Origin of the sequence: Pseudomonas sp. JZ134, assembly GCF_051027695.1 — a bacterium.
Lineage (GTDB): Bacteria > Pseudomonadota > Gammaproteobacteria > Pseudomonadales > Pseudomonadaceae > Chryseomonas > Chryseomonas luteola.
The window spans coordinates 1,312,989-1,339,246 of sequence record NZ_CP069250.1 but is presented as its reverse complement, the minus strand read 5'-3'; the positions used below and the strand labels follow the sequence as shown (position 1 = coordinate 1,339,246).

Below are 26,258 nucleotides of genomic sequence, written 5' to 3'. Positions count from 1 at the left end.
TAAATCACGATTAGCTCTCACCTAATACAGATGTGATTAAGTAAAATCCGCCGCCCTGGATTTCCCGCTACTGATTTACGAAAAGGATTTCATATGTTTCTTATCAAGAAATGGTTCGCCCTGATTTTTGTTGCCTCCTTCCTGGTCGCCTGCTCTGGTGCCAACACCCCGGAAAGCGTTGCGGAGCGCTTCATAAAAGCGGCTTACACCCAAGACCTCGACACCATGATGGATCTGATCGATGTACCCAAGGATGCGGATGCGAACGCAAAGGACTTTGTACGTGGCAAGTTTCAGATGCTGCTTACGGAAAGGGCTAAACAGGCCGAATCACTGGGTGGCGTCAAGAGTATAAAAGCCGAAAAAACAACCTATAACGATGACAAGACACGCGCCGATGTCAGCGTAACGGTTACTTTCAAAAAAGACGGCGAAACCCGTACTGAACACACTCATCTAATTCAGAGCGACGGCGACTGGAAGATCAAGATCTGATTGGACGAGGGCTTTGTCCACATCGGATAAAGCCTTTTGCTATTCGACAGATGAACAGTTTGTGTCGTTGGGCTCTAACAGCCCTGCTGTGCATGGGCCTGGCAATAACGGCCTACGAAGGCCGCCAGCCTCAGGCATTACCTACCCTACCTGGGCAGTGCCTGAGCCCGTCGTCACTGGCTGTTTCGACTGGGAACATCAACAGACAGTCGAATCGTAGAACAGGTAAGTGGTAGCAGGTTTTCCCACGTAGGCATGGTTGTCGCCACAACACCTACGGTCCTGATCGTTCATGCCACAACAGACGATGATCCTGCACATCCAAACCAAGTCCTGCTTACGCCTTTAGATGAGTTTCTAAAGCCAGACATGGCAAGGCATTTCGCAGTAGCACGGCCGACTTTTTTGAATCCTGAACAAAAGGAACGCATTGCGCAGTATCTGAAAAGTACTTTGGGACGAACCTTTGTGCTCGAACCGCGCGACAAGCCCCATCTTTATTGCACAACACTATTGGCTGAAGCGATTGCTACTCAACTACCCTCTTTCGCGCCCCGCTGGACAAGTCTGGATGTCCCAGTTTTCCGAGGTGACTATCTTTTTCCTCAGGCATTCGCGGATTATCCCGGACTTGAATGGATTTACCGCCAATAACAGGCAAGCAGGGTTGAGCAACTCAACCCTACTCTTACCGTAAGCCCTTATGCCTCTACGGACTGCCATTGCTTGCTGAGGCGCTTGTCGGAGACAGGCATCTGCGTACCCAGCTGCTGAGCAAACAGCGACACTCGATACTCCTCCAGCATCCATCGATACAAGACCAGATTCTCATCATGCTTGCCCTCTTGAGCATGCTTGGTTGCCCTAGCCTTGTATTGCTCCCAGTAACCCGTTAATTCGCTCGTCCAGACCCGATCCCGCTGAACCTGAGACCCCACCTTGTCCAGACGCTGATCGACAGCCTTGAGATAGCGCGGATACTCCTTAAGCCATTGCAGAGGCGTTTCACGAACAAATCCAGGGTAAACCAGAGCACTGAGCTGTTGCTTGATATCGTTGAGCGCCATGGCCTGAGCCAGATCGATCTTGCCTTTGAATCGCTTTTGCAGGGCATGCCACTGCTTGAGAATCTCCAACACCAATCGTGCCGTACGCTCGGCATGCTCGGCCAGCCCGCCTCGCTTTTTCTCGGCCAGCGACGCCAAAGCAGCCCCCTCTCGAGGCAACGGCTGTTCACCGTCCAGAATGCAGCTATCAAGGCTGGCCAGAAGGATATCCTCAACCAGTGAGTCGATACGTCCCAAGTCTCGATAAAGCAATCCTAGCTCGGTCAGCCCAGGCAGCTTATTGCGCAGGAACTTGACCTGATCGCTCAACTGCTGCAACAAAAGCCGCTGTAGTGCCCGGCGATGCTGGAACTCCGCTTCCGACTGGGTAGAGAACCGGCCCTCCTTGACTACACCGTTCTCCTCCACCAGCGCCGGATACACTGTCATGGAGAGACCTGCGATCTTTTGCTGGGCCTGCTGTGGGACGACTGCAAAGGCTTTAGCCTCAACAGGCTTTTGCTGTTCGGCCTTTTGCTGAGGAACGGCCAGAGCGGCCTGGCTGGCTTCGGCAAAGCGGGCTGTCAGCTCTGTGAGGTCACGGCCTTCACCCAAGTACTTGCCGCTGGCATCGACAACCTCGATGTTCATTCGAAGATGCCGATCAAGCAGATTGGCAGCCTCCGGCCAGGCATCTTCAGGTATCCGCGCTCCGGTCATGCGTAACAGCTCACGTCCCAGGCTTTCGTATAATGATCCTTGTCCAAAGGTGATCTTGCTCAATGCTGCCTTGACGAAATCCGGAACCGGAACAAAATTCTTGCGAATCGCCTTGGGCAGGTTGCGCACCAACGCAACGGCCTTGTCGTATAACAACCCTGGCACGAGCCATTCCAGTCGCTCCGGTGGCAATTGTGACAACAGGGGCGCCGGTACACGCAGGGTTACGCCATCGCGTGGCTGGGCGGGGTCAAACTCGTAAGTCAGCGGTAGCTGCAGATCGCCGATACGTAACGTATCTGGATACTGCGCTGCGGTAACCTCGCTGGCCTCACGGGCGAGCACATCCTCCTCGCGCATGATCAGCAGCTGCGGGTTCTTAGCGCTTTCCCGCTTGTACCAGCTGTCAAAGGTTGCTGTCTGGTAAATATCGGCAGGCAAACGAGCCGAGTAATACTCGAACAGCGTCTCTTCATCGGCAAGAATGTCACGCCGACGCGCTTTGGCCTCCAACTCATCAAGTCGTTCCAGCAGTTGGCGGTTGGCGCTCAGGCACTTCGCGCGCGACTGGATCTCGCCTCTCACCAAGCCTTCACGGATAAACAACTCACGAGAAACGGCAGGGTCGATAGGCCCATAATGCACGGGCCGTTTGGCTACAATGATCAGCCCATACAGCGTAATCTGCTCGTACGCAATTACCTGTCCTCGACGCTTCTCCCAATGTGGTTCGAAGTAATTAGCCTTGGTGAGATGGCGCGCCAGCGGCTCGATCCAATCCGCATCGATCTTGGCTACCATGCGCGCAAACAGTTTGGTCGTTTCAACCAGCTCGGCCGCCATTACCCAGTTTGGCTTCTTGCGGCCAATAACGCTGGATGGATGAATCCAGAAGCGTCGCTGGCGGGCCCCCTGAAAGTCGCCCTCTTCAGTCCTGTTACCAATTTGGCTTAAGAGACCTGACAGAATGGCCTTGTGCACCGAGGCATAACTTTTCGCCCGCTGTGCAGCCTCGGCCGCTTCGGCCTGCAGGGCAGCTTTGGTGTTGACTTTCTTGTCAGTCGAGGGCGAGCTGTCTTCGATCACAGGCACTTGAACAACAGGCTGTGCGTCGGCAGGTTTGCTCTTGAGCTTGAGCTCTCGGCAGATCAGAGTGAGCTGACGGTGCGCATCCCGCCATTCACGCAGGCGCAAGTAATTGAGAAAATTTTTGCGGCACCAGCTGCGAAGTGCATTTGAGCCGAGCGCCTGGCGCTGCTCCTCGAAGCCATGCCACAGCTTGATTAGCGCACCGAAGTCCGAGTCTGGATCTTTCCACTGGGCATGAGCCTGATCGGCAGCCTGCTGACGCTCCGCCGGGCGATCACGGGGATCCTGCACAGACAATGCACTGGCTACAATCAGAACGTCGGAAAGACTGCCCTGCTCTGCCGCCTCCAGCAGCATGCGGCCTAGGCGAGGATCGATTGGCAGGCGCGCCAGTTGCCGTCCTAATGCTGTCAGTTGTCCCTGATTCGTTACCGCCGACAGCTCTTGAAGCAGCGTAAAACCATCCTTGATCGCCTTGCCATCCGGTGGCTCGATGAAGGGAAAGTCCTCAATCCGACCTAGCCGCAGGTGCAGCATCTGAAGAATGACCGCGGCCAGATTGGTCCGCAGAATCTCAGGGTCCGTAAAAGCTGGACGTGAAAGAAAGTCTTCTTCGCTATACAAACGAATGCAGATACCGGGCTCCACCCGTCCACAGCGCCCCTTACGCTGATTGGCACTGGCTTGGGAAACCGCCTCGATAGGCAGCCGCTGAACCTTCGCTCTATAGCTGTAGCGGCTGATACGAGCCGTGCCGCTGTCAATGACGTAACGGATACCCGGCACAGTCAACGATGTTTCAGCCACGTTGGTCGCCAGGACTACACGCCGCCCGGGATGGGACTGAAAAATCTTCTGTTGTTCGGCTGGCGTAAGCCGCGCGTACAGCGGCAGGATTTCCGTGTGCTTGAGGTTGGCCTTGCGCAGCACTTCGGCTGCATCTCGAATTTCACGCTCCCCTGGCAGGAACACCAATACGTCGCCGGGTCGCTTATGCTCGCTGCGCTCGAAGGCTTCCAGCTCATACAGCGCCGCCAGGATGCCCTGATCAACACTCAGATCGTCTTCCAGGCGTTCGCCATCTTCATCCGTTTCTGCGGCCAGAGGACGATACCAGGTCTCAACCGGATAGGTCCGTCCCGACACTTCGACGATGGGGGCATCGCCGAAATGTTTGGAGAAGCGCTCAAGATCAATGGTCGCTGACGTGATGATCAGCTTGAGATCCGGGCGCCGCGGCAGCAGGGTCTTCAGAAAGCCCAGCAGAAAATCGATGTTCAGACTGCGCTCATGCGCCTCATCGACAATGATCGTGTCATAGCGCTCAAGGTAACGGTCATGCTGGGTTTCAGCCAGGAGAATGCCGTCAGTCATCAGCTTGATCAGGCTGCGCTCATTGGACTGATCCTCAAAGCGAACCTGATAACCTACCAGCTCCCCCAAGGGAGTACCGATTTCTTCAGCAACACGGCTGGCTACACTACGCGCCGCCAGGCGACGCGGCTGAGTATGGCCGATCAGTCCGTGTATACCTCGACCGATCTCCAGACAGATCTTGGGCAACTGCGTGGTCTTGCCTGAGCCGGTTTCACCGGCGATCACGACTACTTGATGCTTTTCAAGCGCCGCCTTGATCTCTTCGCGCTTGGCGGCAATGGGCAGGTTGTCGTCATAGCGCATGATCGGCACACTGGCACGACGCGCCTCCACTTTGGCGCAGGAGGCCTGAAAGCGCTCTGTCCACTGTGCAAGCCGGGCATCATCAGGCTTCTTGCGTAGGTCACCCAATTGGCGACGCAAGCGGTGCCGATCGGCAGTAAGGGCTTGGTTCAGACGCTTGGAAAGTTGTTCGAAAGACGATGTTTGCTCAGTCATTGAATGCTATATGGCAACCATTTCAAGTAGGAACCTGAAAGGCTGGCTCGGTTCGCCAGTTCAGGCACCTTATAAAGAGAGAGATGGGCATTGTCGCAGGTTTGCCCAAACGAAAACGACAAAGCCCCGAAAGTCGGGGCTCTGTGCAGGAAAAGCCGATCAGGCCTTGAGCTTTTTCAGCTCGGCATCACGCAATTCGCGGCGCAGAATCTTGCCGACATTTGTCGTAGGCAGACTGTCTCGGAACTCGACCTGCCTGGGTCGTTTATAGCCTGTCAAATTATCGTGCATGTGCTTGAGCACCTGCTCGGTCGTCAGGGAGGCACCAGGCTTAGGTACAACGAATACCTTGATCTGCTCGCCCGCCTTTTCATCCGGCACGCCAATCGCTGCACACTGCAGGACGCCTGGTAGCTGAGCCAGTACATCCTCCAGTTCGTTCGGATACACGTTGAATCCGGAAACCAGAATCATATCCTTTTTACGATCCACGATTCGGATATATCCGTCTGGATCGATTACTGCGATATCACCGGTACGCAGCCAACCTTCCGGACTCAATACCTCGGCAGTCGCCTCGGGGCGGTTCCAGTACCCCTTCATGACCTGAGGGCCCTGGACACAGAGCTCACCAGGCTGCCCGAACGGCTGGGCAACGCCATCCTCATCCACTACCTTACAGTCCGTAGAGGGTACCGGGATACCGATGGTGCCAATGCGTCGATGCTGGATAGGGTTCACACTGACGACAGGACTGGTCTCGGTCATGCCGTACCCTTCACAGACGCCACATCCGGTTACCTGCTCCCAGCGCTCGGCAACCGCGTGCTGCAAGGCCATACCGCCAGAAAGCGTTACCTTCAGAGCAGAAAAATCCAAGGCGCGGAAGGCCTCATTATTACACAACGCCACAAATAGCGTATTGAGCCCGACGAACCCCGTGAACTTCCACTTGGACAGGTCCTTGATCATTGTAGGCAAGTCACGTGGATTAGTGATCAGCACGTTGTGGTTGCCCAGAAGCATCATCGCCATGCAATGAAAAGTGAACGCATAGATGTGATACAGCGGCAGCGGCGCGATTACAATCTCGCGGCCTTCTTTCATATTCGAGGCCATCAGAACCTGACACTGCAGCATATTGGCCAGCAGGTTCCGGTGCGTCAGCATGGCGCCTTTGGCAATACCTGTAGTACCTCCGGTGTATTGCAGCACAGCGACATCATCTCCGTGCGGCTGGCTTTCCTTGAGAGCACCCTGGCGCCCCTTGGCAAGTGCAGTCGTGAACTTCACAGCTTGAGGCAACCGGTAGGCCGGGACCATTTTCTTTACGTATTTGACTACGCTATTGACCACCAGGCGCTTGAGCGGAGGCAGCATGTCACCTACTTCCGTAATGATGACATGGCGAATCTGCGTATTGGGCAAGACCTGCTCGGCAAGGTGAGCCATGTTGGCCAGACACACCAGCGCCAGCGCACCGGCGTCCTTGAATTGGTGCTGCATCTCACGCGCGGTATACAGCGGGTTCGTATTGACGACGATCAGCCCCGCACGCATGGCACCAAAGACGGCAATCGGGTATTGCAGAACATTGGGAAGCTGTATGGCGATCCTGTCGCCCGGCTTGAGATCGGTATGATTCTGAAGATAAGCCGCAAACTGCCCAGACAGGCTATACAGCTCACGATACGTGAGGATCTGCCCTAAATTACTGAAGGCAATCTTGTCGGCGAAACGCTCGCAGGACTCCCTGAGGACCGTCTGGACATTAGGATAACGATCAGGGTCGATCTCGGAAGCGATACCGTCCGGATATTTGTCCTTCCAGAAATTCGGGGTCATGGAAGCCCACTCCTAAGCGACAACGTGATCTTGTTGTGATTGTATCGCCTACTCATACGATGAAGGCGAGCCGAGATTATCAGCTTTGACAGGTCTCCACCAGCACCGAAAAGCGGACTCTTGGTAACGAAAATGACTAAAAAAGATTTATGGTCACGATAGGTATTTAGACAAACTCATAATACTCCGCCATAACCTGCTGAAATAGCAGAGAACGTGCCGTATCGTCGTAACCTGGCGTCCTTGAATTTAACATTGGGCGCCGGTCCCATTAGCATCGGCCGCCCCTTACCGTAACAATAGAATACGAGATCTCTTTCAAGCATGACCGACAATATCCCATACGAAGCCTTGGAGGTAGGCCAGAAAGCCTCTGTCAGCCGTACCATCGAAGAGCGTGACCTGCTCTTATTTGCCGAGGTTTCCGGTGACCGAAATCCAGTACACCTGGACGCCGAGTATGCCGCCAAGAGTGTCTTTCGTGAGCAGATTGCCCATGGCATGTTGAGCGGCGCGCTGATCAGCGCTGCCATTGCCTGTGAGCTGCCTGGGCCAGGTTCCATCTATCTGGGACAAACTTTGAGCTTTAACAAGCCGGTCAAGTTAGGCGACACGCTAAAGGTCGAGATCGAGGTGCTGGAAAAGCTGCCGAAAACTCGAGTGCGCCTGGCTACACGGGTCTTCAATCAGAACGATGAGCAAGTGGTTGATGGAGAAGCTGAGGTGCTCGCCCCCAAAAAAGCATTGAGCATCGAATTGAGCACGCTTCCGCCAGTAACCATTGGCTAAATGAAAAGCCCCGCAAACGCGGGGCTTTTACCTTACCGTCTAGAGCCAGCTCTTGACCCGGTCAGGATGGGCTTTCAACCAGTCTTTTGCAGCCTGCTCAGGCTTTTTCCCCTCCTCAATGGCCAGCATGACTTCATTGACCTCTCCCGGCTGCCAGGAGAATTTTTTCAGGAAATCCCACACCGGCTTGGCCTTTTTTTCCAGTCCTGGATTAGCCATGGTACGTACCTGCTCGGAGCCGCCATAGACGCCCTTGGGGTCATCCAGAAACTTGAGCTTCCACTTGGCAAACATCCAATGAGGAATCCAGCCCGTGACTGCAACCGGCTTCTGGTCTCGCTCCGCCCGTATCAGCTCGGCAATCATTCCACTGCCGGAGCTTGCCACCAGCTTGTAATCCAGATCATAGGCCTTGATTGCCTCCTCGGTCTTGATCATGACGCCCGCCCCGGCATCAATGCCTACGATGCGCCCACCAAAATCGCTTTTCTGGGCGGCCAGATCGGCAATACTGGAGGCTTTTACGTACTCAGGAACGATCAGGCCGATCTTGGCGTCCGGTGTGTTCACGTTCAGGTCGGCAACATCATTCTTCATCTTTTCATAATAGGAACCATGGGTCCCAGGCAACCATGCCGAGAGCATGGCGTCCAGCTTGCCCCGTGCAACGCCTTGCCACATGATCCCTGCTGCAACCGGCATCAGCTTGACTTCGTACCCCAGCTGCTGACGAATGACTTCGGCCGCCGTGAAGGTGGTCGCAACGCTGTCGGCCCATCCATCCACATAGCCAATAGTTACCGTTGGCTTGGCCGCCATAGCCAGATTGGCCATTGCCGACAGGAAGAGCACCATACCCAGGCCTACTACCTTTCGAAACATTCGCATCCTCTGTCCCCTTTTTGAAAACGGCATCACTGCGCCATCCTTATCTTCAAGGGCGACGAAAACGGGACTGCCCTGAGAGCGACCTGAGCAACCGCCATATGCGACACCCGTAATGAAATGGCACCTCTATTGCCTCCAGGAAATAGCCTCGGCATGCTTAGCGCTTTCGATGTCGAGGTTTTCACATGTCCCGCCTGAATATCCGCCCAGCTACTGACGCTGACGTTTCGCACATCCTGACGTTCATCAAAGAGCTGGCCGACTACGAGAAAATGCCTGAGCAGGTCATGGCGACTGAAGACAGCTTGCGCGCGACACTGTTTGGTGAGCGCCGTTACGCCGAGGTGCTTATTGGAGAAATAGACGGGACGCCTGCCGGCTTTGCCCTGTTCTTTCACAATTACTCAACATGGCTCGCCAAGCCGGGTATCTATCTGGAAGATCTCTATGTCAGCCCTGCCGCGCGTGGTGAAGGCCTCGGAAAGGCACTGCTTATCAGCCTGGCACGGCTGGCAGTAGAGCGTAATTGCGGGCGTCTGGAATGGTCCGTGCTGGATTGGAACGAGCCTGCGATCCAGTTCTATCGCAGCCTGGGCGCCATCTCAATGGATGAATGGACAGTCAATCGAGTAACAGGCGAAACCCTGACCAATCTGGCCGAACGCACAATTTGATAGAGAGCCAACAAGCACAGCGCACCTTATTATCAGGCTGTGGTCATAGGCTTATTCCAATAAGCAACCCTGCGAAAGGACTCTCCTTATGCTTAGCCCGTTGCGCATCACAGCTCTCCTGGGTGCGCTCTTGCTTGGTCTTTCCAGTCGTGGTGTCGCAGCTGATATTGACGCTGCCACCTATGGCTACCCATTGACCAACCCCTTCGAAGCCACTATCACCTCCACGCCGCTGGAATTGCAGCCACTGCTGCCTACTGATCTGGAAATCGACCAGAAAGACTACAGCATCAACTTGCGGCCTGAACGGGAGTACGAACTTCCGGATAACTTCTGGCCGGTCAAGAAGCTGCACTATCGTCTGGCGATGCAGGATCATGCGGCGCCGCTGATCTTCATCATTGCCGGAACCGGCGCCAACTACTCATCCAGCACACCGGAGTACCTCAAGCGCCTGTATTACAGCGCGGGTTACCATGTCGTTCAGCTTTCCTCACCCACCAGCTACGACTTTATGGCAGCGGCTTCCCGGCAGGCTACGCCCGGTTACACCCCTGGCGATGCAGAAGACCTCTATCGCGTCATGCAGGCCGTTCGCGCGCAGCACCCCAAACTACCTGTAACCAAGTACTTTCTTACCGGTTACAGCCTGGGCGCACTGGATGCAGCGTTCGTCAGCAAGCTCGACGAGAGCCAGCGCAGCTTCAACTTCTCTCGTGTCTTGCTGCTCAACCCGCCGGTCAATCTGTTGACCTCAGTGCGCAACCTCGATCGACTGGTTCAGACCCAAGTCAATGGGATAACCAACAACCGGACGTTTTACGAGCTAGTCCTGGCAAAGCTGACCCGTTACTTCCAGCAGAAAGGCCATGTTGATCTCAATGAAGCCCTGCTTTTCGATTTTCAGCAGTCGCCCCAACGCTTGAGCAATGAGGAAATGGCGATGCTGATTGGTACATCGTTCCGCTTTTCAGCGGCAGACATTGCCTTTACATCCGATCTGATCAACCGTCGTGGCTTGATCACACCGCCCGACTACCCGATCGATCAGGGGACCAGTCTGTCGCGCTTCTTTGCTCGCGCCCTGCAATGCGATTTTGACTGCTACATGTATGACCAGCTCTTACCCTCCTGGGAACGGACGACCAAGGGCACCAGCCTGGCTGAACTGGCCAGGCAATCCAGCCTGACGGCATTGGAAGGCTATCTCAAGGAGAGCGACAAGATCGGCGTGATGCACAACGCAGATGACTTGATTCTTGGTCCTGGTGATATCGGCTTCCTACGTCGTACGTTCGGTAATCGCCTGACCCTTTACCCGCTGGGCGGGCATTGCGGCAATCTCAATTATCGCGTCAACGCCGACGCCATGCTGGAGTTCTTCGCCCGTGGCTAAATTCCTCTGCCTGCTTCCCTTACTGGCTAGCGCTTACGCTTTCGCCGATACGGATTCATCAACTTTATCACCTTCACCCGTAGGCGCAGACGGGTTTACCAACCCCTTGTCTACGCTGAAATTCAACCCTGGCCTGGATCAGCGCGAGTTCGAGCGGGCGTCGCTCAATGCGCTGGATGTCTATGACCCACTGGAATCCTGGAACCGCCGCGTCTATCACTTCAACTACCGCCTGGATGAATGGGTACTATTACCTGTCGTCAATGGCTATCGTCGGGTCACACCGGGCTTCGTACGAAGTGGCGTTAGCAATTTCTTCAGCAACCTGGGTGACATCAGCAATCTGCTGAACAGCACGCTACAACTCAAGGGTAAAAGGGCTCTGAATACCACGGGGCGTCTGCTGCTAAATACTACTATCGGCGTCTTTGGCCTATGGGACCCCGCTACGCGCATGGGACTAGCCAAGCAATCCGAGGATTTTGGCCAGACGCTGGGTTTTTATGGTATTCCCAGCGGCCCTTATCTGGTATTGCCGTTACTGGGTCCGTCCAATCTGCGTGATGCCAGCGGTTTTGCGGTAGATACCCTGGCCGAGAATCAGATCAACTATCTGAATGTAAATGAGGAAAGCGGCCGTCACCCAGAGATTCTACTGTTACGCGGTATCAACTTGCGTTACATCACCAACTTCCGGTATGGGCAGCTCAACTCGCCGTTTGAATACGAGAAGGTCCGTTACGTCTATACCGAAGCACGTAAGCTTCAAATAAAGGAATAAGAAAGAAGCCGGCCTCGTGCTGGCTTCTTTCCAACCAAAATCATCATATTATTAGATATGAAATACATAAAAGATGGATAAATACATTAAAATAAATTAAGTATCATGATCTCATCTATTGATCAGACACCTTGTCTGGCCGCTCGGAGAGCACGAATCATGTACCGCAACGTTCTTGAACTGCATACAGGCCAGCCCGCTTCTGATGGCGCGGGCGTACGCATGACGCGAGTATTTGCCGGCCAGGGCGTTGAGCGCTTCGATCCTTTTCTCATGCTGGACCAGTTTGATACAGCCAATGCAGATGACTATATCGGTGGTTTTCCAGCCCACCCTCACCGCGGCTTCGAGACCGTCACCTACATGCTCGAAGGTCGTATGCGCCACGAGGATCACCTGGGCAACCAAGGTCTTCTGAAGCCTGGTGGCCTACAATGGATGACGGCTGCCCGCGGTATCATTCATAGCGAAATGCCCGAGCAACAGGAAGGCCTGATGCGAGGCTTCCAGTTGTGGCTGAACCTGCCCGGCAAAACCAAAATGGGACCCGCCAGCTACCGTGACTATGAGCCTGCAGAAGTACCTCGCCTGACTACCTCACAGGGTGTTGAAGTTGTCGTGCTTGCCGGCCATTTTGATGACGGGGAACACCAGCAGCTGGGCGCCGTGCAGCGGCCGGATACGGACCCTTATTATTTCGACTTCATCATGCCGGCACAAAGCGCTATCAGTCCGCGCCTTCCCGAAGGGCATCGCGCCCTACTCTATGTGTATGAAGGACAGATTGAAGTCGAAGGCGATACCGTGGCGCCTGTAACGACCAATCGGCTGGTTCGCCTGAGCGATGAAGGGCAGCTGCGGATTCGATCCGCCCAAGGTGCTCGCGTGTTGTTGATTGCAGGCGCGCCGCTGAATGAGCCCATTGTTCAATATGGCCCCTTCGTGATGAATACACGTGAGCAGATTGAACAAGCCTTGCGTGACTATCAGCGCGGCGAGTTCGGTCAGTGAGCAGCGGCCAGTTCCAGCCCTAGGAACTGAATGAGTTGATCACGCTGGGCCAAGGCATCCCGCCGCCCAAGTGCGATCAACTCAGAACAGTAACCTGCCTCGAACAGCAGGTAGCTCAATACGGCAGACCCGCTTTTCTTTGTTGCACCAGGCCCACGAAGAAACAAACGCAGGGACGCTGGCAGCTCATGTCGAAAGCGGGCAGCAATCTCAGCCAAGGGCTCGCTCGGTGCGATCACCAGCGTTTCAACCGGTTTTACACCAAGACGCTTCTGCTGCTCCGAGGGCGGAATCATTCGGCTCATCAAGTTGATACGCTCAAGCACCTCGGTGTCGCTTTCCAGACTATCGATAAACGTACTGTTCAGCAGATGCCCGCCTATCTGCGCCAGTGTAGGCGCCTTACCGGTTGCGGCAGAGGCGTCCTCCGAACGGGAGGCATCGGCGTGAGGGTTGTTGCTGACGCCCACGATCAATACCCGGTTAGCCCCCAGGTGCAATGCCGGACTGATAGGTGCCGCCTGACGCACCGAGCCATCGCCCAGGTATTCACGCCCCAGTTTGACTGCCGGGAAGATAAGCGGAATGGCCGAACTGGCCATTAGATGCTCGACATTCAGACGAGTGGGAAACCCAACCCGGCGATGACGCAGCCAGGGATCAATCGCACCGTGCCCCTGGTAAAAGGTCATCGAGTGGCCGGAGTCATACCCAAATGCAGTAATGGCTATGGCCCGCAGATGCCGGGCCTTAACTGCGGCTGTAATACCTGAAAAGTCCAGCTCCCGAGTTAGCAGTGCGCGTAACGGTGCATTATCCAGCAATGCCGCTGGCGTCTTGCCACGTATACCAAAGACATTCTGTCCAATGAAGTGACTGGCCTGCCGAATCACGCCGGGCCAGTCACTGCGGTAGACCTGATCAATATGAAAATTCTGCCAGACCTGGGTCAGGCGCTGACAGGCCAGTTGGAACTGCAGCGCACCACAGGCTAATACCGTTGCATTGATGGCACCCGCCGATGTTCCCACGATGACAGGAAAAGGATTGCGCGCACCCGCAGGCAGCAGCTCAGCAATGGCAGAAAGCACCCCTACCTGATACGCCGCCCGAGCGCCACCGCCAGACAGGATCAGCCCTGTAACAGGAACAGCCGAAGTAACGTCCAACACCCTTTCCTTGAGTCCGAGGTTAAACATATCGCCTTGAGCATAGCGTGTCATGGGTGCGCGACGGAACTCAGTCGCTTTTGGCGTACAGTTTGGGTTCGCCAGCTGGCCGCGTCTTGAAGCGACGGTGTGCCCATAAGTACTGCTCGGGCAGTTTACTGACTTCTTTTTCCACCCACTGGTTGATTCTTAGGCAGTCAGTCTCCTCTGTCTCACCCGGGAAGTCCTCCAGCGGCGGATGGATAACCAGGCGGTACCCTGACCCATCGGCCAACCGCTCTTGAGTAAAGGGCATGACAAGTGCCCGGCCCAGGCGTGCAAATTTGGTGGTAGCAGTAACCGTAGCGGCCTGAATTCCGAATAACGGCACGAAGATACTTTGCTTGGCGCCATAGTCCTGATCAGGTGCGTACCAGATGGCGCGGCCGCCTCTGAGCACCTTCAACATGGCTCGTACATCTTCGCGCTCGATGGCAGTGGCATCCAGATTATGTCGCTCACGCCCCTTGCGCTGCACGTAATCGAACACTGCGTTTTTGTGTTCGCGGTACATTCCGTCGATGGTATGCCGCTGCCCAAGCAGCGCAGCGCCGATTTCGAGCGTCGTAAAATGCAACGCCATCAGGATGACCCCCTTGCCCTCTTGTTGGGCTCGCTGGAGGTGCTCGATTCCCTCGATATGAGCGAGCCGACTCAGGCGTGATCTGGGCCACCACCAGCTCATGGCCATCTCGATCAAGGCGATACCGTTCGATGCGAAATTTTCTCTGAGCACACGCTTACGTTCGGCCTCGCTCCATTGAGGAAAGCACAACTCGAGATTGCGCATCGCAATATGGCGTCGACTGGCAGAAACGTGCAGTATGACCCAGCCTATTGCACGACCCAGACGAAGCAGTACGCAATAGGGTAGCTGGACGATCAGCCAGAGTACGCCCAATCCCAGCCAGAGCAGCCAATAACGGGGATGAAGAAAAGCAAGTCGAAAACGAGGGCGTTCCATCAAACATCCTGGTAAACATTAAACGGTACATTCTACATTCCTGACCGTTAGCAAGCAGCCATGCTTGCGACATGCTTGTCATCTCGTTATAAGTCCTCGGCATCTGACGCACGCGGTCCCAACATGAGCCAGGTTGATCTTCTCGATAACGATTCCGTATTCCAGCTAAAGGGCAACATGCTTGCCGTTACCGTGCTGGAACTCTCCCGCAACGATCTTTCACGCCTCGACCGCCAATTGGCACAGAAGGTGGCACAGGCGCCCAATTTCTTTCACGACACCCCGCTCATTCTATCGCTCGACAAGCTCGAGGAAGACGATGAGGTGCTTGACCTGGGTGCCCTGCTCGATCTCTGTCGCCGCCATGGCCTGCGAACCCTGGCGCTTCGAGCCAGGCGGCATCTGGACATCCGGGCCGCCAACGATTTCGATCTGCCGGTGCTTCCTCCGGCAAGCGGTGCAGGGCGCGAGCGTGCCCTTGAGCTGCGCGAGCGGGAACCGGCAAAAGCGGCAGACCCTGCACCTGAACCGGAGAAGCCTGCCGAACCTGCCGTGAACCCCACCAAAGTCATTACGGCACCCGTACGCGGCGGCATGCAGCTTTATGCACCCGGTGGTGACCTGGTGGTGTTATCCTCGGTCAGTCCGGGAGCTGAATTGCTCGCAGACGGCAATATTCATGTGTATGGGCCTATGCGAGGTCGTGCCCTTGCAGGTGTGAAGGGCGACACAAAAGCAAGAATTTTTTGCCAGCAACTCACCGCCGAACTGGTCTCGATTGCTGGACAATACAAAGTAGCGGAAGACTTGCGCAGACATCCCCAGTGGGGAAATCCTGTTCAGATCAGTCTGTCTGGAGATGTGTTGAACATCACACGTCTTTAACGGATACTGCCGCGAATTTTTTACGAAGCGGTAGCGTCATCGATACCGCTTTCAGACCCGAATGGCGTCTGGAGTCCAGCCGAGTATTGTGTAGTGTTCCGGCGGCCATTTTTTGGTACTCCAGCCGTTCATTCCGTGAGCTTATTTCGAATTTAGGGTGAATCAGCTTGGCCAAAGTACTCGTAGTCACCTCCGGTAAAGGCGGTGTCGGCAAAACAACCACAAGCGCGGCCATCGGCACTGGTCTGGCCCTGCGCGGGCATAAGACCGTTATCGTCGACTTCGACGTGGGGTTACGTAACCTTGATCTGATCATGGGGTGCGAGCGTCGTGTTGTGTATGACTTTGTAAACGTCATCAACAACGAAGCCACGCTCACCCAGGCGCTTATCAAAGACAAGCGTCTCGAGAATCTGTATGTGCTGGCAGCCAGCCAGACGCGTGACAAGGATGCCCTTACGCTGGAAGGTGTCGGCAAGGTAATCGAAGAACTTAAGGGTAACTTCGAATATATTGTCTGTGACTCCCCTGCCGGAATCGAGAAAGGCGCCCATCTGGCCATGTACTACGCCGATGAAGCCATTGTCGTGACCAACCCGGAAGTCTCTTCCGTACGTGACTCGGATCGTATGCTTGGCCTGCTCGCCAGCAAATCCAAGCGCGCCGAGAACGGCGAGGATGCGATCAAGGAGCACCTGCTTCTGACCCGCTACAACCCAGAGCGCGTCAACAAGGGTGAAATGTTGGGCGTAGAGGATGTGGAAGAGATTCTGGCTATCCGTCTACTCGGCGTCATTCCTGAGTCTCAGGCTGTCCTGAAGGCATCGAACCAGGGTATTCCGGTCATTCTCGACGAACAGAGCGACGCCGGCCAAGCTTACAGCGACGCGGTAGAGCGGCTGCTGGGCAAGGAAATGCCTCATCGCTTCCTCGATGTGAAGAAGAAAGGCTTCCTACAACGACTATTTGGGGGGAGTGAATGAGCCTCTTTGCTTTCTTTCGCGATCGGAGGAAGCAAAACAGCGCTTCCATCGCCAAAGAGCGGCTGCAGATCATCGTCGCTCACGAACGCGGACGTCACTCCCAGCCTGACTACCTGCCTCAGCTGCAGAAAGATCTGCTGGAAGTCATCCGCAAATATGTACCGATCGAGCAGGACCAGATCCAGGTGGAATTGGAAAACCAGGGTAGCTGCTCGATTCTGGAACTGAACATCACTCTGCCAGACCGGGATCGTTGATCCCTGGCTGGTCATTCATCGGCGGCTCATACCGCCGATGGGCTCTTTTCTGAACGTGACATGCCTCTCTCAAATATCCGTTTCATCCACCAGGACGATGCGTTACTGGTAGTAGACAAGCCGACCCTGCTGCTCTCGGTTCCCGGTCGAGCCGAAGATAACAGGGATTGCCTGGTAACCCGCCTCCAGGAGAACGGCTACCCCGAGGCACGTATCGTGCACCGTCTGGACTGGGAAACCTCCGGGATCATGGTGCTTGCGCGCGACGCAGACAGCCACCGTGAACTCTCTCGCCAGTTCCATGACCGCGAGACTGAAAAGGCCTATACCGCTCTTTGCTGGGGTGAGCCTGAGGCCGACAGTGGCCGCATCGAATTACCGCTGCGGTATGACCCACCGACCAAGCCACGGCATGTCGTCGATCACGAGTTGGGGCGCCACGCGCTGACTTTCTGGCGCGTCATAGAACGTTGCGGTCATTACAGCCGAGTCGAGTTGACGCCTATTACGGGACGCTCCCACCAGCTCCGTGTGCACATGCTGTCCATTGGTCATCCGCTATTAGGTGATCGGCTTTATGCTCATGAAGACGCCTTGAATGCGCATTCCCGGTTGTGCCTGCATGCCAGCCTTCTGGCACTGACCCATCCCAAAACAGGTGAGCGCATGCGCTTTGAAAGCGCAGCACCATTTTAAAAATGCCAAATGGACCGGCTATTACGACGCCATAGGTGACGAGCCGGCCCGCTCTACACTACTGCGTGCGCTGGATCATTGGAACGGTCCCATTGGAGTAGCGCTTGATCTTGGCTGTGGTACAGCTCGTGACACGCTCGAACTCCTGGCGCGCGGCTGGGATGTCATTGCCGTTGATGCACAGGCAGAGGCGCTTGAGCGCCTGAGCATTCGTTTCCCGGAATTACACTGCTGCAACCGCGCTTCGAGACACTGGAGCTGCCCAAATGTCAGTTGATCAATGCGAGTTTCTCGCTTTCCTTTCGCGAGCCCTCGTCCTTCCAAACCTTATGGCACTCAATTTCCACGGCGTTACGGCCAAACGGGCTGTTCGCCGGTCAATTGTTCGGGCAAAGAGACAGTTAGGCTGCCTCAGGCATCACAGTGCTAGGCAGAGCCTCTGTTCTGGCGCTGTCCTCGGATTGGACGTTGATTCATTTTGACGAAACTGAGGGGGCCGGGAAAACGGCAAAGGGAGCCAACAAGCATTGGCACCTTTTCGGCCTTGTGGCGCGTTAATCGACTAACTGAGTTAGCCCCCTAACAGCATAAATGGATAGACTAGGGGCATATCGTAAGGAGTACCGCATGCGCGACACACTCAATCAAGGTTTGATCGACTTTCTCGCTTCGTCCCCTACCCCTTTTCATGCTACCGCCACGATGAGTCGCCGTCTTGAGCAGGCCGGCTTCCAGCGGCTGGATGAGCGGGATACCTGGCATCTTCGTCCGGGTGGACGTTACTACGTTACACGTAATGACTCCTCATTGATCGCATTTCGCCTGGGTGATGATCCGCTACGCAACGGCCTGCGGATGGTTGGTGCTCATACCGATAGCCCCTGCCTGCGCGTAAAGCCCAACCCAGAGCTCTACAAGCAAGGGTTTTGGCAACTGGGTGTGGAAGTTTACGGCGGTATGCTGATGGCGCCCTGGTTCGATCGGGATCTGTCCCTGGCAGGTCGTGTCACCTTTCGCCAGACCGGCACTCAGCATAGCCGCCTGATCGACTTCAAACGTCCGATCGCTATCATTCCGAATCTGGCTATTCATTTGAATCGTGAGGCCAATCAAGGCTGGCCCATTAATGCCCAGAACGAGCTTCCCCCCATTGTGGCGCAGGTACCGGCCAGTGAGCGACGCGATTTCCGTGCGCTGCTGACCGAGCAACTGGAGCGGGAGCATGGCATCCTGGCCGAGTCGGTACTGGACTTCGAACTATCGTTCTATGACGTGCAGAAAGCCGCTGTGGTGGGTCTGGATGAAGACTTCATTGCCGGCGCCCGCCTGGATAACCTGCTGTCCTGTTATGCCGGTCTGGAAGCGCTGCTGTCGGCAGATGGCAATGAAAGCTGCGTGCTGGTATGCACAGACCACGAAGAGGTGGGCTCGAGCTCGCACTGTGGCGCGGACGGCCCGTTCCTTGAGCAAGTCATGCGCCGTGCCCTGCCGGAAGGTGAGGACTTTACCCGGATCATCGCCCGTTCACTGTTGATCTCGGCCGACAATGCTCATGGTGTACACCCGAACTATGCCGAGAAGCATGATGGCAATCATGGCCCTAAACTCAATGCCGGGCCGGTCATCAAGATCAATAACAATCAGCGCTACGCGACCAACAGCGAAACCGGTGGATTTTTCCGTCATCTCTGCCTGGAAAATGAAATACCGGTTCAAAGCTTTGTGACCCGCAGCGATATGGGTTGTGGCTCGACTATCGGCCCGATTACTGCCAGCCAACTGGGCGTTCGCACAGTCGATATCGGCCTGCCGACGTTTGCCATGCATTCGATCCGCGAACTCGCTGGCAGCCATGACCTGAATTATCTGGTGAAAGTCCTTAAAGCCTTCTATTCCAGCCATGTACTGCCATAAGGCAGAGGGAACCGCACGATGATCACGCATATCCGCAACAGTCTGCTTGAAGCCAAGACAGCACTGGACAACTTTTTGGCTGACGAACAGGCGCTACGGAATATCGAGCGTGCGGCAGAACTGCTGGTTGAAAGCTTCGAGCACAAGGGCAAGGCCTTCTCCTGCGGTAACGGCGGCTCCATGTGTGACGCCATGCATTTCGCTGAAGAGCTGACCGGCCGTTACCGCAAAAACCGCCCGGGCATTGCTGCCGTCTCCATAAGCGACGCCAGCCACATCAGCTGTGTGGCAAATGACTTTGGCTACGACTACATCTTTTCTCGCTATATCGAGTCCCATGGGCGCGAAGGAGATGTCTTGCTGGCCATCAGCACCAGCGGCAAGAGTCCCAATGTGCTCAAGGCCGCTGAGGCAGCAAAAGCGTTGGGTATCAAGGTCATTGCACTAACCGGCAAACCAGGCTCCCTGCTCGAAACCATGGCCGATGTCTGCATCTGTGCGCCTGGCGGCCACTATGCCGATCGTATCCAAGAGCTGCATATCAAGGTCATCCATATCCTTATGGAGCTGATCGAGCGTAAGTTGAGCCCGGAAAACTACGCCTGACTTAACCATTCGGAGGCGGTGCCAACCATGGCGCCGCACTCACCTTACTCTGGCACGTCTACGCTGACATGAATGGCGTCGTGCCGCCAGTATTCCAGATCGCAATCGATCAGACGCCCCTGCTGATCGCGGTTGATACGTGTGATATGCAGCGCCGGGCTTCCCATGCTGACCTTAAGTGCCTGCGCAGCGTCCGCATGCAACGCTGTAGGCCGCATTTCGAAACGAACACGCCCATACCGGATACCGTATTCACTGGCATAGAGATCGGTTAGCGAATGGGTTAGGTCAAATTGCAGGATATTGGGAAAATAGATCGGGTTGAGATAGTGCTCCACATAGAGCACCAGACGGCCGTCGATACGCCTGGCTCGCCGTATCTGATAGACGCCTGTACGCTCGGGAAGCTCGAGAAGCCCACACACCGTTGCATTAGCAGACACCAACCGAGCCGAGAGGACTTCGGTAGCCGGAACACGGCCCTGCCCTGCCACCATGGCATGAAAATGCGAGCGTACTAGCGGGTTGTAGGCCACTCTGGGGGGCGAAACAAACCAGCCACGTCGCTCTTCCCGATAAATCAGCCCCTGCGACTCCAACTGCCCAAGCGCTTCACGCAATGTAATCCGGGTCGTTGAAAACGACTCGCTCAAACGTCGTTCTGCAGGCAGCTTGGTGGAGGGCGCAAGCGCACCACACATAATCTGCTCCTCCAATGAGCGGCAGATGGCTGTGACGGTTTTTGGTGCGTCATCGTGCGGGCTTGCTCTCATTTGGACTAGTCCAGCCGGTAAAGCTCAGGGATGCATGAGCCAGAAAGAAATAGTGGCAGCTTAGATTATCTAGATGACCGCCCCGTTAAGCTGCGAGTTAGCTCATGATTCGTCGTTAGGGCAACCCTCTGCATAGATGCCATCAAGGTGGAAATCAAATCGTCATCCTTCGGCGGTAGATTGGCTTGCGTCTTGCTGATCTAGACCAGCCAATCGACCACGCCTCGAAGGAGCGCTCAATGAAACGCTTGCTTGCTTCACTGTTGGGTAGCGCACTTGCGCTGAATGGCACCCTGGCCCTGGCCGCCACGGATATGAACACACTCGAGCAGGCTGCCCGCCAGGAAGGCCAGGTTGATAGCGTAGGCATGCCTGATACCTGGGCCAACTGGAAGGACACTTGGGCCGATCTGCAGAAAAAGTACGGCCTCAAGCACATGGATACAGACATGAGCTCAGCCCAGGAAATAGCCAAATTCGCAGCCGAGGGTGAAAACGCCACCGCCGATATGGGTGACGTGGGCGCCTCGTTTGGCCCCATTGCCGTGGAGAAAGGCGTGACCCAACCGTACAAGCCCACCACCTGGGAGCAGATTCCCGATTGGGCCAAGGACAAAGATGGTCATTGGATGCTGGCGTATACCGGCACCATCGCGTTTATCGTCAACAAGCAGCTGGTAGCTGATGTACCCCATAGCTGGGCTGACCTGCTGCAGGGCAAATACAAGGTTGCCATTGGTGATGTAAGCGCTGCCTCACAGGCAGTGAGTGGGGTCCTGGCGGCTACCTACGCTAACGGCGGTGACGAAAAGAACATCAAGCCCGGCCTGGAATACTTTGGCAAGCTGGCGCAGCAGGGCCGTTTGTCCATGACCAACCCGGTCGTCTCGACCCTGGAGAAAGGCGAAGTCGAAGTGGGTATCGTTTGGGACTTCAACGGATTGAACTATCGCGATCAGATCGATACTTCACGCTTTGAAGTGCTCATCCCTTCAGACGGCTCGATTACGTCCGGCTACACCACGATTCTGAACAAGTATGCCAAGCATCCGAATGCAGCCAAGCTGGCACGTGAATACATTCTTTCCGATGCTGGCCAGATCAACTTGGCTCGCGGTTATGCCCGCCCCATCCGTGCTGACCATATCCAGCTACCCGAGGATGTAAAAGCTAAACTGTTACCAAGCGAGCAATATGCCAGTGCCAAGCCCATCGCGGATGCCAAGGCCTGGGAAGAAACAGCCAAGCGTCTGCCACGTCTCTGGCAGGAAAACGTGATCATGCAGATGAAGCAGTGATCCAATGAAGACGATCCTGGTTGTGCTGGACGGTCTGGCCTATGGAGTCGCCCGTGACTGTATGGGCTACCTTCAGGGTGTCTGTCAGGCAGGGCGCGGACGGCTCTATACCATGCAGTGTGAATTGCCTTCGCTTTCCCGCCCGCTCTACGAGTGCATTCTCACAGGGGTACGCCCTGTCGACAGCGGCATTACGCACAATCAGATCGTCCGGCTTTCGAGCCAGCGCAGTGTGTTTCATTATGCGTGCGAGGCCTACCTCACGACGGCGGCTGCGGCCTATCACTGGATCAGCGAACTTTATAACCGTTCGCCCTTTGATGCCGCACGGGACCGTCATATCTGTGCCCCGGACCTGCCTATCCAGTACGGCCATTTCTATTACGCCGATCACTATCCAGACTCTCACCTCTTCGATGACGCCGAAAGCTTGAGACGACGTCATTCCCCTGATTTTCTGCTGGCTCACTCGATGAATATCGATGATGCTGGCCACAAATACGGACTTTCCAGCAGCCAATATCGAAACGCCGCACGTGTGGCAGATATATGCCTGTCCGGCCATTTACCGGTATGGCTGGAGGCGGGCTATCAGGTGATGGTGACAGCCGATCATGGCATGAATGATGACCGCAGCCATGGGGGGCTGCTGCCTGAAGAGCGTGAAGTCCCGTTATTCGTGTTCGGGACAGGCTTCAGCCTGCAAGAGGCAAGCCCTGTACAAACTGACCTATGCGGTACACTTTGTGAGCTTTTAGGTGTCGCCCATGACAAGCCGGTTTGTCGGGAACTCCTGGCATGAAAGGCAAATGGCTCGCCACATTGTGCCTTCTGCCCTTTCTAGTTTTCTTTTGTGCATTTCAGATAGCCCCATTGATCTGGATCGCTATCAACAGCCTCAAGCATCTGGATGGCTGGGGCCTGGGTAACTTCACCGAAATCCTTGAATCACCCTTCTATCGCCAGGCTATACGCTTTTCACTGGAGATTTCGGTCTGGTCCAGCCTGTTAGGCCTGCTAATCGCCATTCTGGGCAGTTACTCGCTACGCCAGGTCGACTCGAAGCTAAGAGATTTCGTGACAGCCTTTGCCAACATGACGAGCAATTTTGCCGGTGTTCCCCTGGCGTTCGCCTTCATCATCCTGCTTGGCTTCAACGGGTGCCTGACCCTGCTGCTCAAGCAGACCGGGCTGATCGAGGACTTTAACCTGTACTCCAAAAGCGGATTGATCCTGATCTATACCTACTTCCAGATCCCGCTAGGCGTTCTGTTGCTCTACCCTGCCTTTGATGCCCTGCGCGAAGACTGGCGTGAAGCTGCCTCACTGCTTGGCGCCAATACCTGGCATTTCTGGCGTCATATCGGGCTACCGGTGCTGACTCCGGCACTGCTAGGTACATTCATCATTCTACTGGCCAATGCGCTGGGGGCCTACGCAACCGTATATGCCCTGACGACGGGCAATTTCAATGTGGTCCCGGTCCGTATAGCGGCATTGGTCTCTGGCGACATCTTTCTCGATCCGAACCTCGCAAGCGCCCTTGCCATGCTGCTGGTGATGCTCATGGCCGTGATTACCCTCGTTCACCAATGGCTGCTACGCCGGGGCTACCATGTCAAACGCTAACCGGTCGGTTTCACTCTACCATCGCCTGGTCGTCTGGCTGCTCTTTCTGATTCTTCTACTGCCGCTCGCTGCCACCCTGCTGTATTCATTGGCAACACAATGGTCCGCCACGCTTCTTCCCAGCGGGCTGACCTTGAAGTGGTACGTAGCGCTCTGGAGCGACTCACGCTTTATCATCGCCTTCGGGCATTCATTGATCGTCTGCGTGGGCGCGCTGTTACTGGCCGTCTTCCTCGTACTTCCTCTCATGTTCGTCATCGCCTACCACTTCCCCAGGCTCGATGCACTCATGAACGTGTTGATCCTGCTGCCGTTCGCCGTGCCGCCTGTGGTGTCTTCCGTAGGATTGCTGCAACTCTATGCTGGCGGCCCCTTGCCGTTGATAGGCACACCATGGATTCTGATCGGCTGTTATTTCACCATCGCCCTGCCGTTCATGTACCGAGCCATCAGCAATAATCTGCAGGCACTGAATATTCATGACCTGATGGATGCGGCTCACCTGCTGGGCGCCAGCACCTTCCGGGCGGCCCTCCTGGTGGTACTGCCCAACCTGCGCAAGGGTCTTATGGTGGCGCTGTTTCTGTCATTTTCGTTTCTGATTGGCGAATTCGTTTTTGCCAACATTCTTGTTGGAGCGCGTTACGAAACCTTGCAGGTCTATCTGTACAACATGCGCAATGGCAGCGGCCATTTCACGAGCGCACTAGTCATCTCGTACTTTCTGGTCGTCCTGACCGTAACGTGGGCCGCCAGTGGTTTGAGCCGGGATAAATCATGAGCTTTCTAAGCGTTGAACATCTGCACAAGAGCTACGGCTCGAACATGATCTTTCAGGACATCGATTTCTCTGCAGAACAAGGTGAGCTGGTTACGCTTTTAGGACCTTCCGGCTGCGGCAAATCCACCTTGCTACGCTGCCTGGCAGGCTTAACCTCGGTAAACGGTGGACGCATCCTGCTCGACGGTCAGGATATTGCGACCCTGCCGCCGCAAAAGCGCGGCATTGCCATGGTGTTTCAGAGCTATGCGCTGTTTCCTAACATGACGGTCGCGCAAAATGTAGCGTTCGGCCTGAAGATGCAAAAAGTGGATCGCCAAACTTTACACCTGCGCACCGCCGAAGTGATCGAACTGGTAGAACTCAAGGGGTTCGAAGACCGCTACCCTCATCAGCTGTCGGGAGGGCAATGTCAGCGTGTCGCCTTGGCGCGATCACTGGTCACTCGTCCACGTCTGCTGCTGCTCGACGAGCCGCTATCGGCACTGGATGCGCGCATCCGCAAGCATTTACGAGAACAGATACGGAGCCTTCAGCAAGCGCTCAACCTGACTACCCTGTTTGTCACGCATGATCAGGAAGAAGCCTTGATAATTTCCGACCGCATCGTGTTGATGCAAGCGGGCCGCATCGTACAAAGTGGCGATGCGGAAACCCTCTATACTGCGCCAGCCACGCTGTTTGCAGCAGGCTTCATGGGTAACTACAACATTCTAGATCCTGCTCAGGCTTCTACCCTGTTAGGGCGAAACTTCACTCAACAGGTGGCGATCCGCCCTGAATCGATCAGGATCAACGCATCGGAAGGCCCCAGTGCCGAGATTGTCGGACATACGCTGCTAGGCAATGTCATTCGCTATCGCGTGCAGACATTGGGGATCGAATTACTGGTAGATGTCCTCAATCAGGATGCCTCTGCCTTGCACCCGTGCGGCTCACGCGTCACATTGGGGATCGATTCATCAGCCGCAAGAGAAGTCGCATGACCCTCGCTATTTTCGACCTTGACGAAACCCTGATCGACGGTGACTGCTCCAGCTTGTGGTGCCAGCGAATGGCCCAACTCGGCTGGGTTGACGAGTCCTTCATCCAGCGTGATGCCGCCCTGATGAAGGCATATGCCGAAGGCGCCCTAGCCATGGAAGAATACATGGCATTCGCCCTGGAGCCGCTCATAGGTCGAGCGCCTGAGGAGCTGGAGCCGGAGATCGACGCCTATGTCGAAGACGTGATCGAGCCTCTGATCTTCAGCGATGCCTGCCGCTGCATTGCGGAACATCGCGCCAGAGGCGACCGGATCGTATTGATTTCGGCGTCCGGTGCTCATCTGGTCGAACCGATTGCCGGTAGGCTGGGGATCAGCGAAATACTGGCCATCGACCTGGAACTGGCCCATGGGGTCTACACTGGCCGTACTCAAGGTGTTCTGACCTATCGAGAAGGCAAGCTGACGCGCCTTCTCGAGCTGATAGATCATCAGGAGGTCGAGCTTGCAGATGCCAGTTTCTACTCTGACTCACGTAACGATCTACCCTTGCTAGAACGCGTTGGGCATCCGCACGCCGTGAATCCCGATCCCTATCTGCGCGAGCAGGCCAGTCGGCGGAGTTGGCCAATCCTTGAGTGGAAATAGCCAAACAAAGGCTGGCCATGCC

Annotated in this window: 26 protein-coding genes; 20 read left to right on the top strand and 6 right to left on the bottom strand. The window is 55.5% G+C overall.

Annotation, left to right across the window (positions count from 1 at the left end; all coding sequences use genetic code 11):
• The first annotated feature begins 93 nt into the window (after nt 1-93).
• Both JQR86_RS06195 and JQR86_RS06190 read left to right on the top strand, forming a co-directional pair.
• Nucleotides 94-495 carry a DUF4878 domain-containing protein gene (locus tag JQR86_RS06195; RefSeq protein ID WP_010795115.1) on the top strand — a complete coding sequence of 134 codons (402 nt, stop codon included), beginning with the start codon at nt 94-96 and terminating at the stop codon, nt 493-495.
• A 255-nt stretch (nt 496-750) separates the two neighbouring features.
• Entirely contained in the window at nt 751-1,149 is a 399-nt protein-coding gene (locus tag JQR86_RS06190; RefSeq protein ID WP_434154504.1) for a hypothetical protein, read from the top strand.
• Nucleotides 1,150-1,196: 47 nt separating this feature from the next.
• On the opposite strand, the gene hrpA is transcribed toward JQR86_RS06190, so the two are convergent.
• Nucleotides 1,197-5,225: an ATP-dependent RNA helicase HrpA gene (hrpA, locus tag JQR86_RS06185; RefSeq protein ID WP_434154502.1), complete on the bottom strand. Its 4,029-nt coding sequence runs from the start codon at nt 5,223-5,225 to the stop codon at nt 1,197-1,199.
• Between the two features lie 159 nt (nt 5,226-5,384).
• Nucleotides 5,385-7,070 (bottom strand): long-chain-fatty-acid--CoA ligase FadD1, encoded by a 1,686-nt coding sequence (gene fadD1, locus JQR86_RS06180; protein ID WP_434154501.1) that lies wholly within the window; start codon nt 7,068-7,070, stop codon nt 5,385-5,387.
• A 324-nt stretch (nt 7,071-7,394) separates the two neighbouring features.
• On the opposite strand from fadD1, the gene JQR86_RS06175 reads away from it, so the two are divergent.
• A complete protein-coding gene (locus JQR86_RS06175; RefSeq protein ID WP_434154500.1) occupies nt 7,395-7,859 on the top strand; it encodes a MaoC family dehydratase in 465 nt (154 codons plus the stop codon).
• A gap of 39 nt (nt 7,860-7,898) precedes the next feature.
• Here the strand turns inward: JQR86_RS06175 and JQR86_RS06170 are convergent, their stop codons facing one another.
• A complete protein-coding gene (locus JQR86_RS06170; protein WP_026004140.1) occupies nt 7,899-8,747 on the bottom strand; it encodes a glycine betaine ABC transporter substrate-binding protein in 849 nt (282 codons plus the stop codon).
• Between the two features lie 185 nt (nt 8,748-8,932).
• Between JQR86_RS06170 and JQR86_RS06165 the strand changes: the two genes are divergently transcribed.
• The 4 genes from JQR86_RS06165 (at nt 8,933) to JQR86_RS06150 (ending at nt 12,609) form a co-directional block, all read left to right on the top strand.
• Nucleotides 8,933-9,421: a GNAT family N-acetyltransferase gene (locus tag JQR86_RS06165; RefSeq protein WP_010795121.1), complete on the top strand. Its 489-nt coding sequence runs from the start codon at nt 8,933-8,935 to the stop codon at nt 9,419-9,421.
• Nucleotides 9,422-9,509: 88 nt separating this feature from the next.
• A complete protein-coding gene (locus tag JQR86_RS06160) occupies nt 9,510-10,817 on the top strand; it encodes a serine/threonine protein kinase (RefSeq protein ID WP_434154499.1) in 1,308 nt (435 codons plus the stop codon).
• Complete coding sequence (locus JQR86_RS06155; RefSeq protein WP_434154498.1) at nt 10,810-11,598, top strand: MlaA family lipoprotein; 789 nt, start codon at nt 10,810-10,812, stop codon at nt 11,596-11,598. The genes JQR86_RS06160 and JQR86_RS06155 overlap by 8 nt, the downstream gene beginning before the upstream one ends.
• A 159-nt stretch (nt 11,599-11,757) precedes the next feature.
• On the top strand, nt 11,758-12,609 hold the full coding sequence (locus tag JQR86_RS06150) for a pirin family protein (RefSeq protein WP_010795124.1): 852 nt from the start codon (nt 11,758-11,760) through the stop codon (nt 12,607-12,609).
• Here the strand turns inward: JQR86_RS06150 and JQR86_RS06145 are convergent.
• Both JQR86_RS06145 and JQR86_RS06140 read right to left on the bottom strand, forming a co-directional pair.
• Complete coding sequence (locus JQR86_RS06145; protein ID WP_434154849.1) at nt 12,603-13,808, bottom strand: patatin-like phospholipase family protein; 1,206 nt, start codon at nt 13,806-13,808, stop codon at nt 12,603-12,605. The genes JQR86_RS06150 and JQR86_RS06145 overlap by 7 nt on opposite strands.
• A gap of 40 nt (nt 13,809-13,848) precedes the next feature.
• A complete protein-coding gene (locus tag JQR86_RS06140) occupies nt 13,849-14,781 on the bottom strand; it encodes a lipid A biosynthesis lauroyl acyltransferase (RefSeq protein ID WP_434134601.1) in 933 nt (310 codons plus the stop codon).
• A gap of 123 nt (nt 14,782-14,904) precedes the next feature.
• Here JQR86_RS06140 and minC point away from each other — a divergent pair, with 123 nt between their 5' ends.
• From minC to lpcA, 7 genes are all read left to right on the top strand, one after another.
• Nucleotides 14,905-15,666, top strand: a complete 762-nt coding sequence (gene minC / locus JQR86_RS06135) for a septum site-determining protein MinC (RefSeq protein WP_434154497.1) — start codon at nt 14,905-14,907, stop codon at nt 15,664-15,666.
• Between the two features lie 167 nt (nt 15,667-15,833).
• Complete coding sequence (gene minD, locus JQR86_RS06130) at nt 15,834-16,649, top strand: septum site-determining protein MinD (RefSeq protein WP_010795128.1); 816 nt, start codon at nt 15,834-15,836, stop codon at nt 16,647-16,649.
• Complete coding sequence (minE, locus tag JQR86_RS06125; RefSeq protein WP_010795129.1) at nt 16,646-16,906, top strand: cell division topological specificity factor MinE; 261 nt, start codon at nt 16,646-16,648, stop codon at nt 16,904-16,906. Before minD ends, minE begins: the two co-directional genes overlap by 4 nt.
• Nucleotides 16,907-16,966: 60 nt before the next feature.
• Nucleotides 16,967-17,602 (top strand): RluA family pseudouridine synthase, encoded by a 636-nt coding sequence (locus tag JQR86_RS06120; protein WP_434154495.1) that lies wholly within the window; start codon nt 16,967-16,969, stop codon nt 17,600-17,602.
• Entirely contained in the window at nt 17,580-17,879 is a 300-nt protein-coding gene (locus tag JQR86_RS06115; RefSeq protein ID WP_434154494.1) for a class I SAM-dependent methyltransferase, read from the top strand. Before JQR86_RS06120 ends, JQR86_RS06115 begins: the two co-directional genes overlap by 23 nt.
• A 350-nt stretch (nt 17,880-18,229) precedes the next feature.
• Nucleotides 18,230-19,516, top strand: a complete 1,287-nt coding sequence (locus JQR86_RS06110; RefSeq protein ID WP_010795131.1) for a M18 family aminopeptidase — start codon at nt 18,230-18,232, stop codon at nt 19,514-19,516.
• 18 nt (nt 19,517-19,534) lie between these two features.
• Nucleotides 19,535-20,122 (top strand): D-sedoheptulose 7-phosphate isomerase, encoded by a 588-nt coding sequence (gene lpcA, locus JQR86_RS06105; protein WP_434154492.1) that lies wholly within the window; start codon nt 19,535-19,537, stop codon nt 20,120-20,122.
• A gap of 44 nt (nt 20,123-20,166) precedes the next feature.
• Here lpcA and JQR86_RS06100 read toward each other — a convergent pair whose 3' ends face one another.
• Entirely contained in the window at nt 20,167-20,895 is a 729-nt protein-coding gene (locus tag JQR86_RS06100) for a UTRA domain-containing protein (protein WP_037029642.1), read from the bottom strand.
• A 239-nt stretch (nt 20,896-21,134) separates the two neighbouring features.
• On the opposite strand from JQR86_RS06100, the gene JQR86_RS06095 reads away from it, so the two are divergent.
• From JQR86_RS06095 to JQR86_RS06070, 6 genes are read left to right on the top strand one after another with little or no spacing between them, the layout of a single operon-like run.
• Nucleotides 21,135-22,193 carry an ABC transporter substrate-binding protein gene (locus JQR86_RS06095; RefSeq protein ID WP_434154491.1) on the top strand — a complete coding sequence of 353 codons (1,059 nt, stop codon included), beginning with the start codon at nt 21,135-21,137 and terminating at the stop codon, nt 22,191-22,193.
• 4 nt (nt 22,194-22,197) lie between these two features.
• Nucleotides 22,198-22,995: an alkaline phosphatase family protein gene (locus tag JQR86_RS06090; protein ID WP_312508678.1), complete on the top strand. Its 798-nt coding sequence runs from the start codon at nt 22,198-22,200 to the stop codon at nt 22,993-22,995.
• Nucleotides 22,992-23,822, top strand: coding sequence for an ABC transporter permease (locus JQR86_RS06085; RefSeq protein WP_239381150.1), 831 nt, complete (start codon nt 22,992-22,994; stop codon nt 23,820-23,822). The genes JQR86_RS06090 and JQR86_RS06085 overlap by 4 nt, the downstream gene beginning before the upstream one ends.
• Nucleotides 23,809-24,603 (top strand): ABC transporter permease, encoded by a 795-nt coding sequence (locus JQR86_RS06080; RefSeq protein WP_434154490.1) that lies wholly within the window; start codon nt 23,809-23,811, stop codon nt 24,601-24,603. The genes JQR86_RS06085 and JQR86_RS06080 overlap by 14 nt, the downstream gene beginning before the upstream one ends.
• Nucleotides 24,600-25,589, top strand: a complete 990-nt coding sequence (locus tag JQR86_RS06075) for an ABC transporter ATP-binding protein (protein ID WP_074824496.1) — start codon at nt 24,600-24,602, stop codon at nt 25,587-25,589. Before JQR86_RS06080 ends, JQR86_RS06075 begins: the two co-directional genes overlap by 4 nt.
• Entirely contained in the window at nt 25,586-26,236 is a 651-nt protein-coding gene (locus JQR86_RS06070; protein WP_074824498.1) for an HAD family hydrolase, read from the top strand. The genes JQR86_RS06075 and JQR86_RS06070 overlap by 4 nt, the downstream gene beginning before the upstream one ends.
• Nucleotides 26,237-26,258: the final 22 nt, after the last annotated feature.

Excerpts from the sequence above, each read along its gene's own strand:
- JQR86_RS06195 (WP_010795115.1), top strand. The coding sequence starts at position 94 with ATGTTTCTTATCAAGAAATGGTTCGCCCTGATTTTTGTTGCCTCCTTC.
- JQR86_RS06190 (WP_434154504.1), top strand. The coding sequence starts at position 751 with ATGGTTGTCGCCACAACACCTACGGTCCTGATCGTTCATGCCACAACA.
- hrpA (WP_434154502.1), bottom strand. The coding sequence starts at position 5,225 with ATGACTGAGCAAACATCGTCTTTCGAACAACTTTCCAAGCGTCTGAAC.
- fadD1 (WP_434154501.1), bottom strand. The coding sequence starts at position 7,070 with ATGACCCCGAATTTCTGGAAGGACAAATATCCGGACGGTATCGCTTCC.
- JQR86_RS06175 (WP_434154500.1), top strand. The coding sequence starts at position 7,395 with ATGACCGACAATATCCCATACGAAGCCTTGGAGGTAGGCCAGAAAGCC.
- JQR86_RS06170 (WP_026004140.1), bottom strand. The coding sequence starts at position 8,747 with ATGCGAATGTTTCGAAAGGTAGTAGGCCTGGGTATGGTGCTCTTCCTG.
- JQR86_RS06165 (WP_010795121.1), top strand. The coding sequence starts at position 8,933 with ATGTCCCGCCTGAATATCCGCCCAGCTACTGACGCTGACGTTTCGCAC.
- JQR86_RS06160 (WP_434154499.1), top strand. The coding sequence starts at position 9,510 with ATGCTTAGCCCGTTGCGCATCACAGCTCTCCTGGGTGCGCTCTTGCTT.
- JQR86_RS06150 (WP_010795124.1), top strand. The coding sequence starts at position 11,758 with ATGTACCGCAACGTTCTTGAACTGCATACAGGCCAGCCCGCTTCTGAT.
- JQR86_RS06145 (WP_434154849.1), bottom strand. The coding sequence starts at position 13,808 with ATGTTTAACCTCGGACTCAAGGAAAGGGTGTTGGACGTTACTTCGGCT.
- JQR86_RS06140 (WP_434134601.1), bottom strand. The coding sequence starts at position 14,781 with ATGGAACGCCCTCGTTTTCGACTTGCTTTTCTTCATCCCCGTTATTGG.
- minC (WP_434154497.1), top strand. The coding sequence starts at position 14,905 with ATGAGCCAGGTTGATCTTCTCGATAACGATTCCGTATTCCAGCTAAAG.
- minE (WP_010795129.1), top strand. The coding sequence starts at position 16,646 with ATGAGCCTCTTTGCTTTCTTTCGCGATCGGAGGAAGCAAAACAGCGCT.
- JQR86_RS06120 (WP_434154495.1), top strand. The coding sequence starts at position 16,967 with ATGCCTCTCTCAAATATCCGTTTCATCCACCAGGACGATGCGTTACTG.
- JQR86_RS06110 (WP_010795131.1), top strand. The coding sequence starts at position 18,230 with ATGCGCGACACACTCAATCAAGGTTTGATCGACTTTCTCGCTTCGTCC.
- lpcA (WP_434154492.1), top strand. The coding sequence starts at position 19,535 with ATGATCACGCATATCCGCAACAGTCTGCTTGAAGCCAAGACAGCACTG.
- JQR86_RS06100 (WP_037029642.1), bottom strand. The coding sequence starts at position 20,895 with ATGAGAGCAAGCCCGCACGATGACGCACCAAAAACCGTCACAGCCATC.
- JQR86_RS06095 (WP_434154491.1), top strand. The coding sequence starts at position 21,135 with ATGAAACGCTTGCTTGCTTCACTGTTGGGTAGCGCACTTGCGCTGAAT.
- JQR86_RS06090 (WP_312508678.1), top strand. The coding sequence starts at position 22,198 with ATGAAGACGATCCTGGTTGTGCTGGACGGTCTGGCCTATGGAGTCGCC.
- JQR86_RS06085 (WP_239381150.1), top strand. The coding sequence starts at position 22,992 with ATGAAAGGCAAATGGCTCGCCACATTGTGCCTTCTGCCCTTTCTAGTT.
- JQR86_RS06080 (WP_434154490.1), top strand. The coding sequence starts at position 23,809 with ATGTCAAACGCTAACCGGTCGGTTTCACTCTACCATCGCCTGGTCGTC.
- JQR86_RS06075 (WP_074824496.1), top strand. The coding sequence starts at position 24,600 with ATGAGCTTTCTAAGCGTTGAACATCTGCACAAGAGCTACGGCTCGAAC.
- JQR86_RS06070 (WP_074824498.1), top strand. The coding sequence starts at position 25,586 with ATGACCCTCGCTATTTTCGACCTTGACGAAACCCTGATCGACGGTGAC.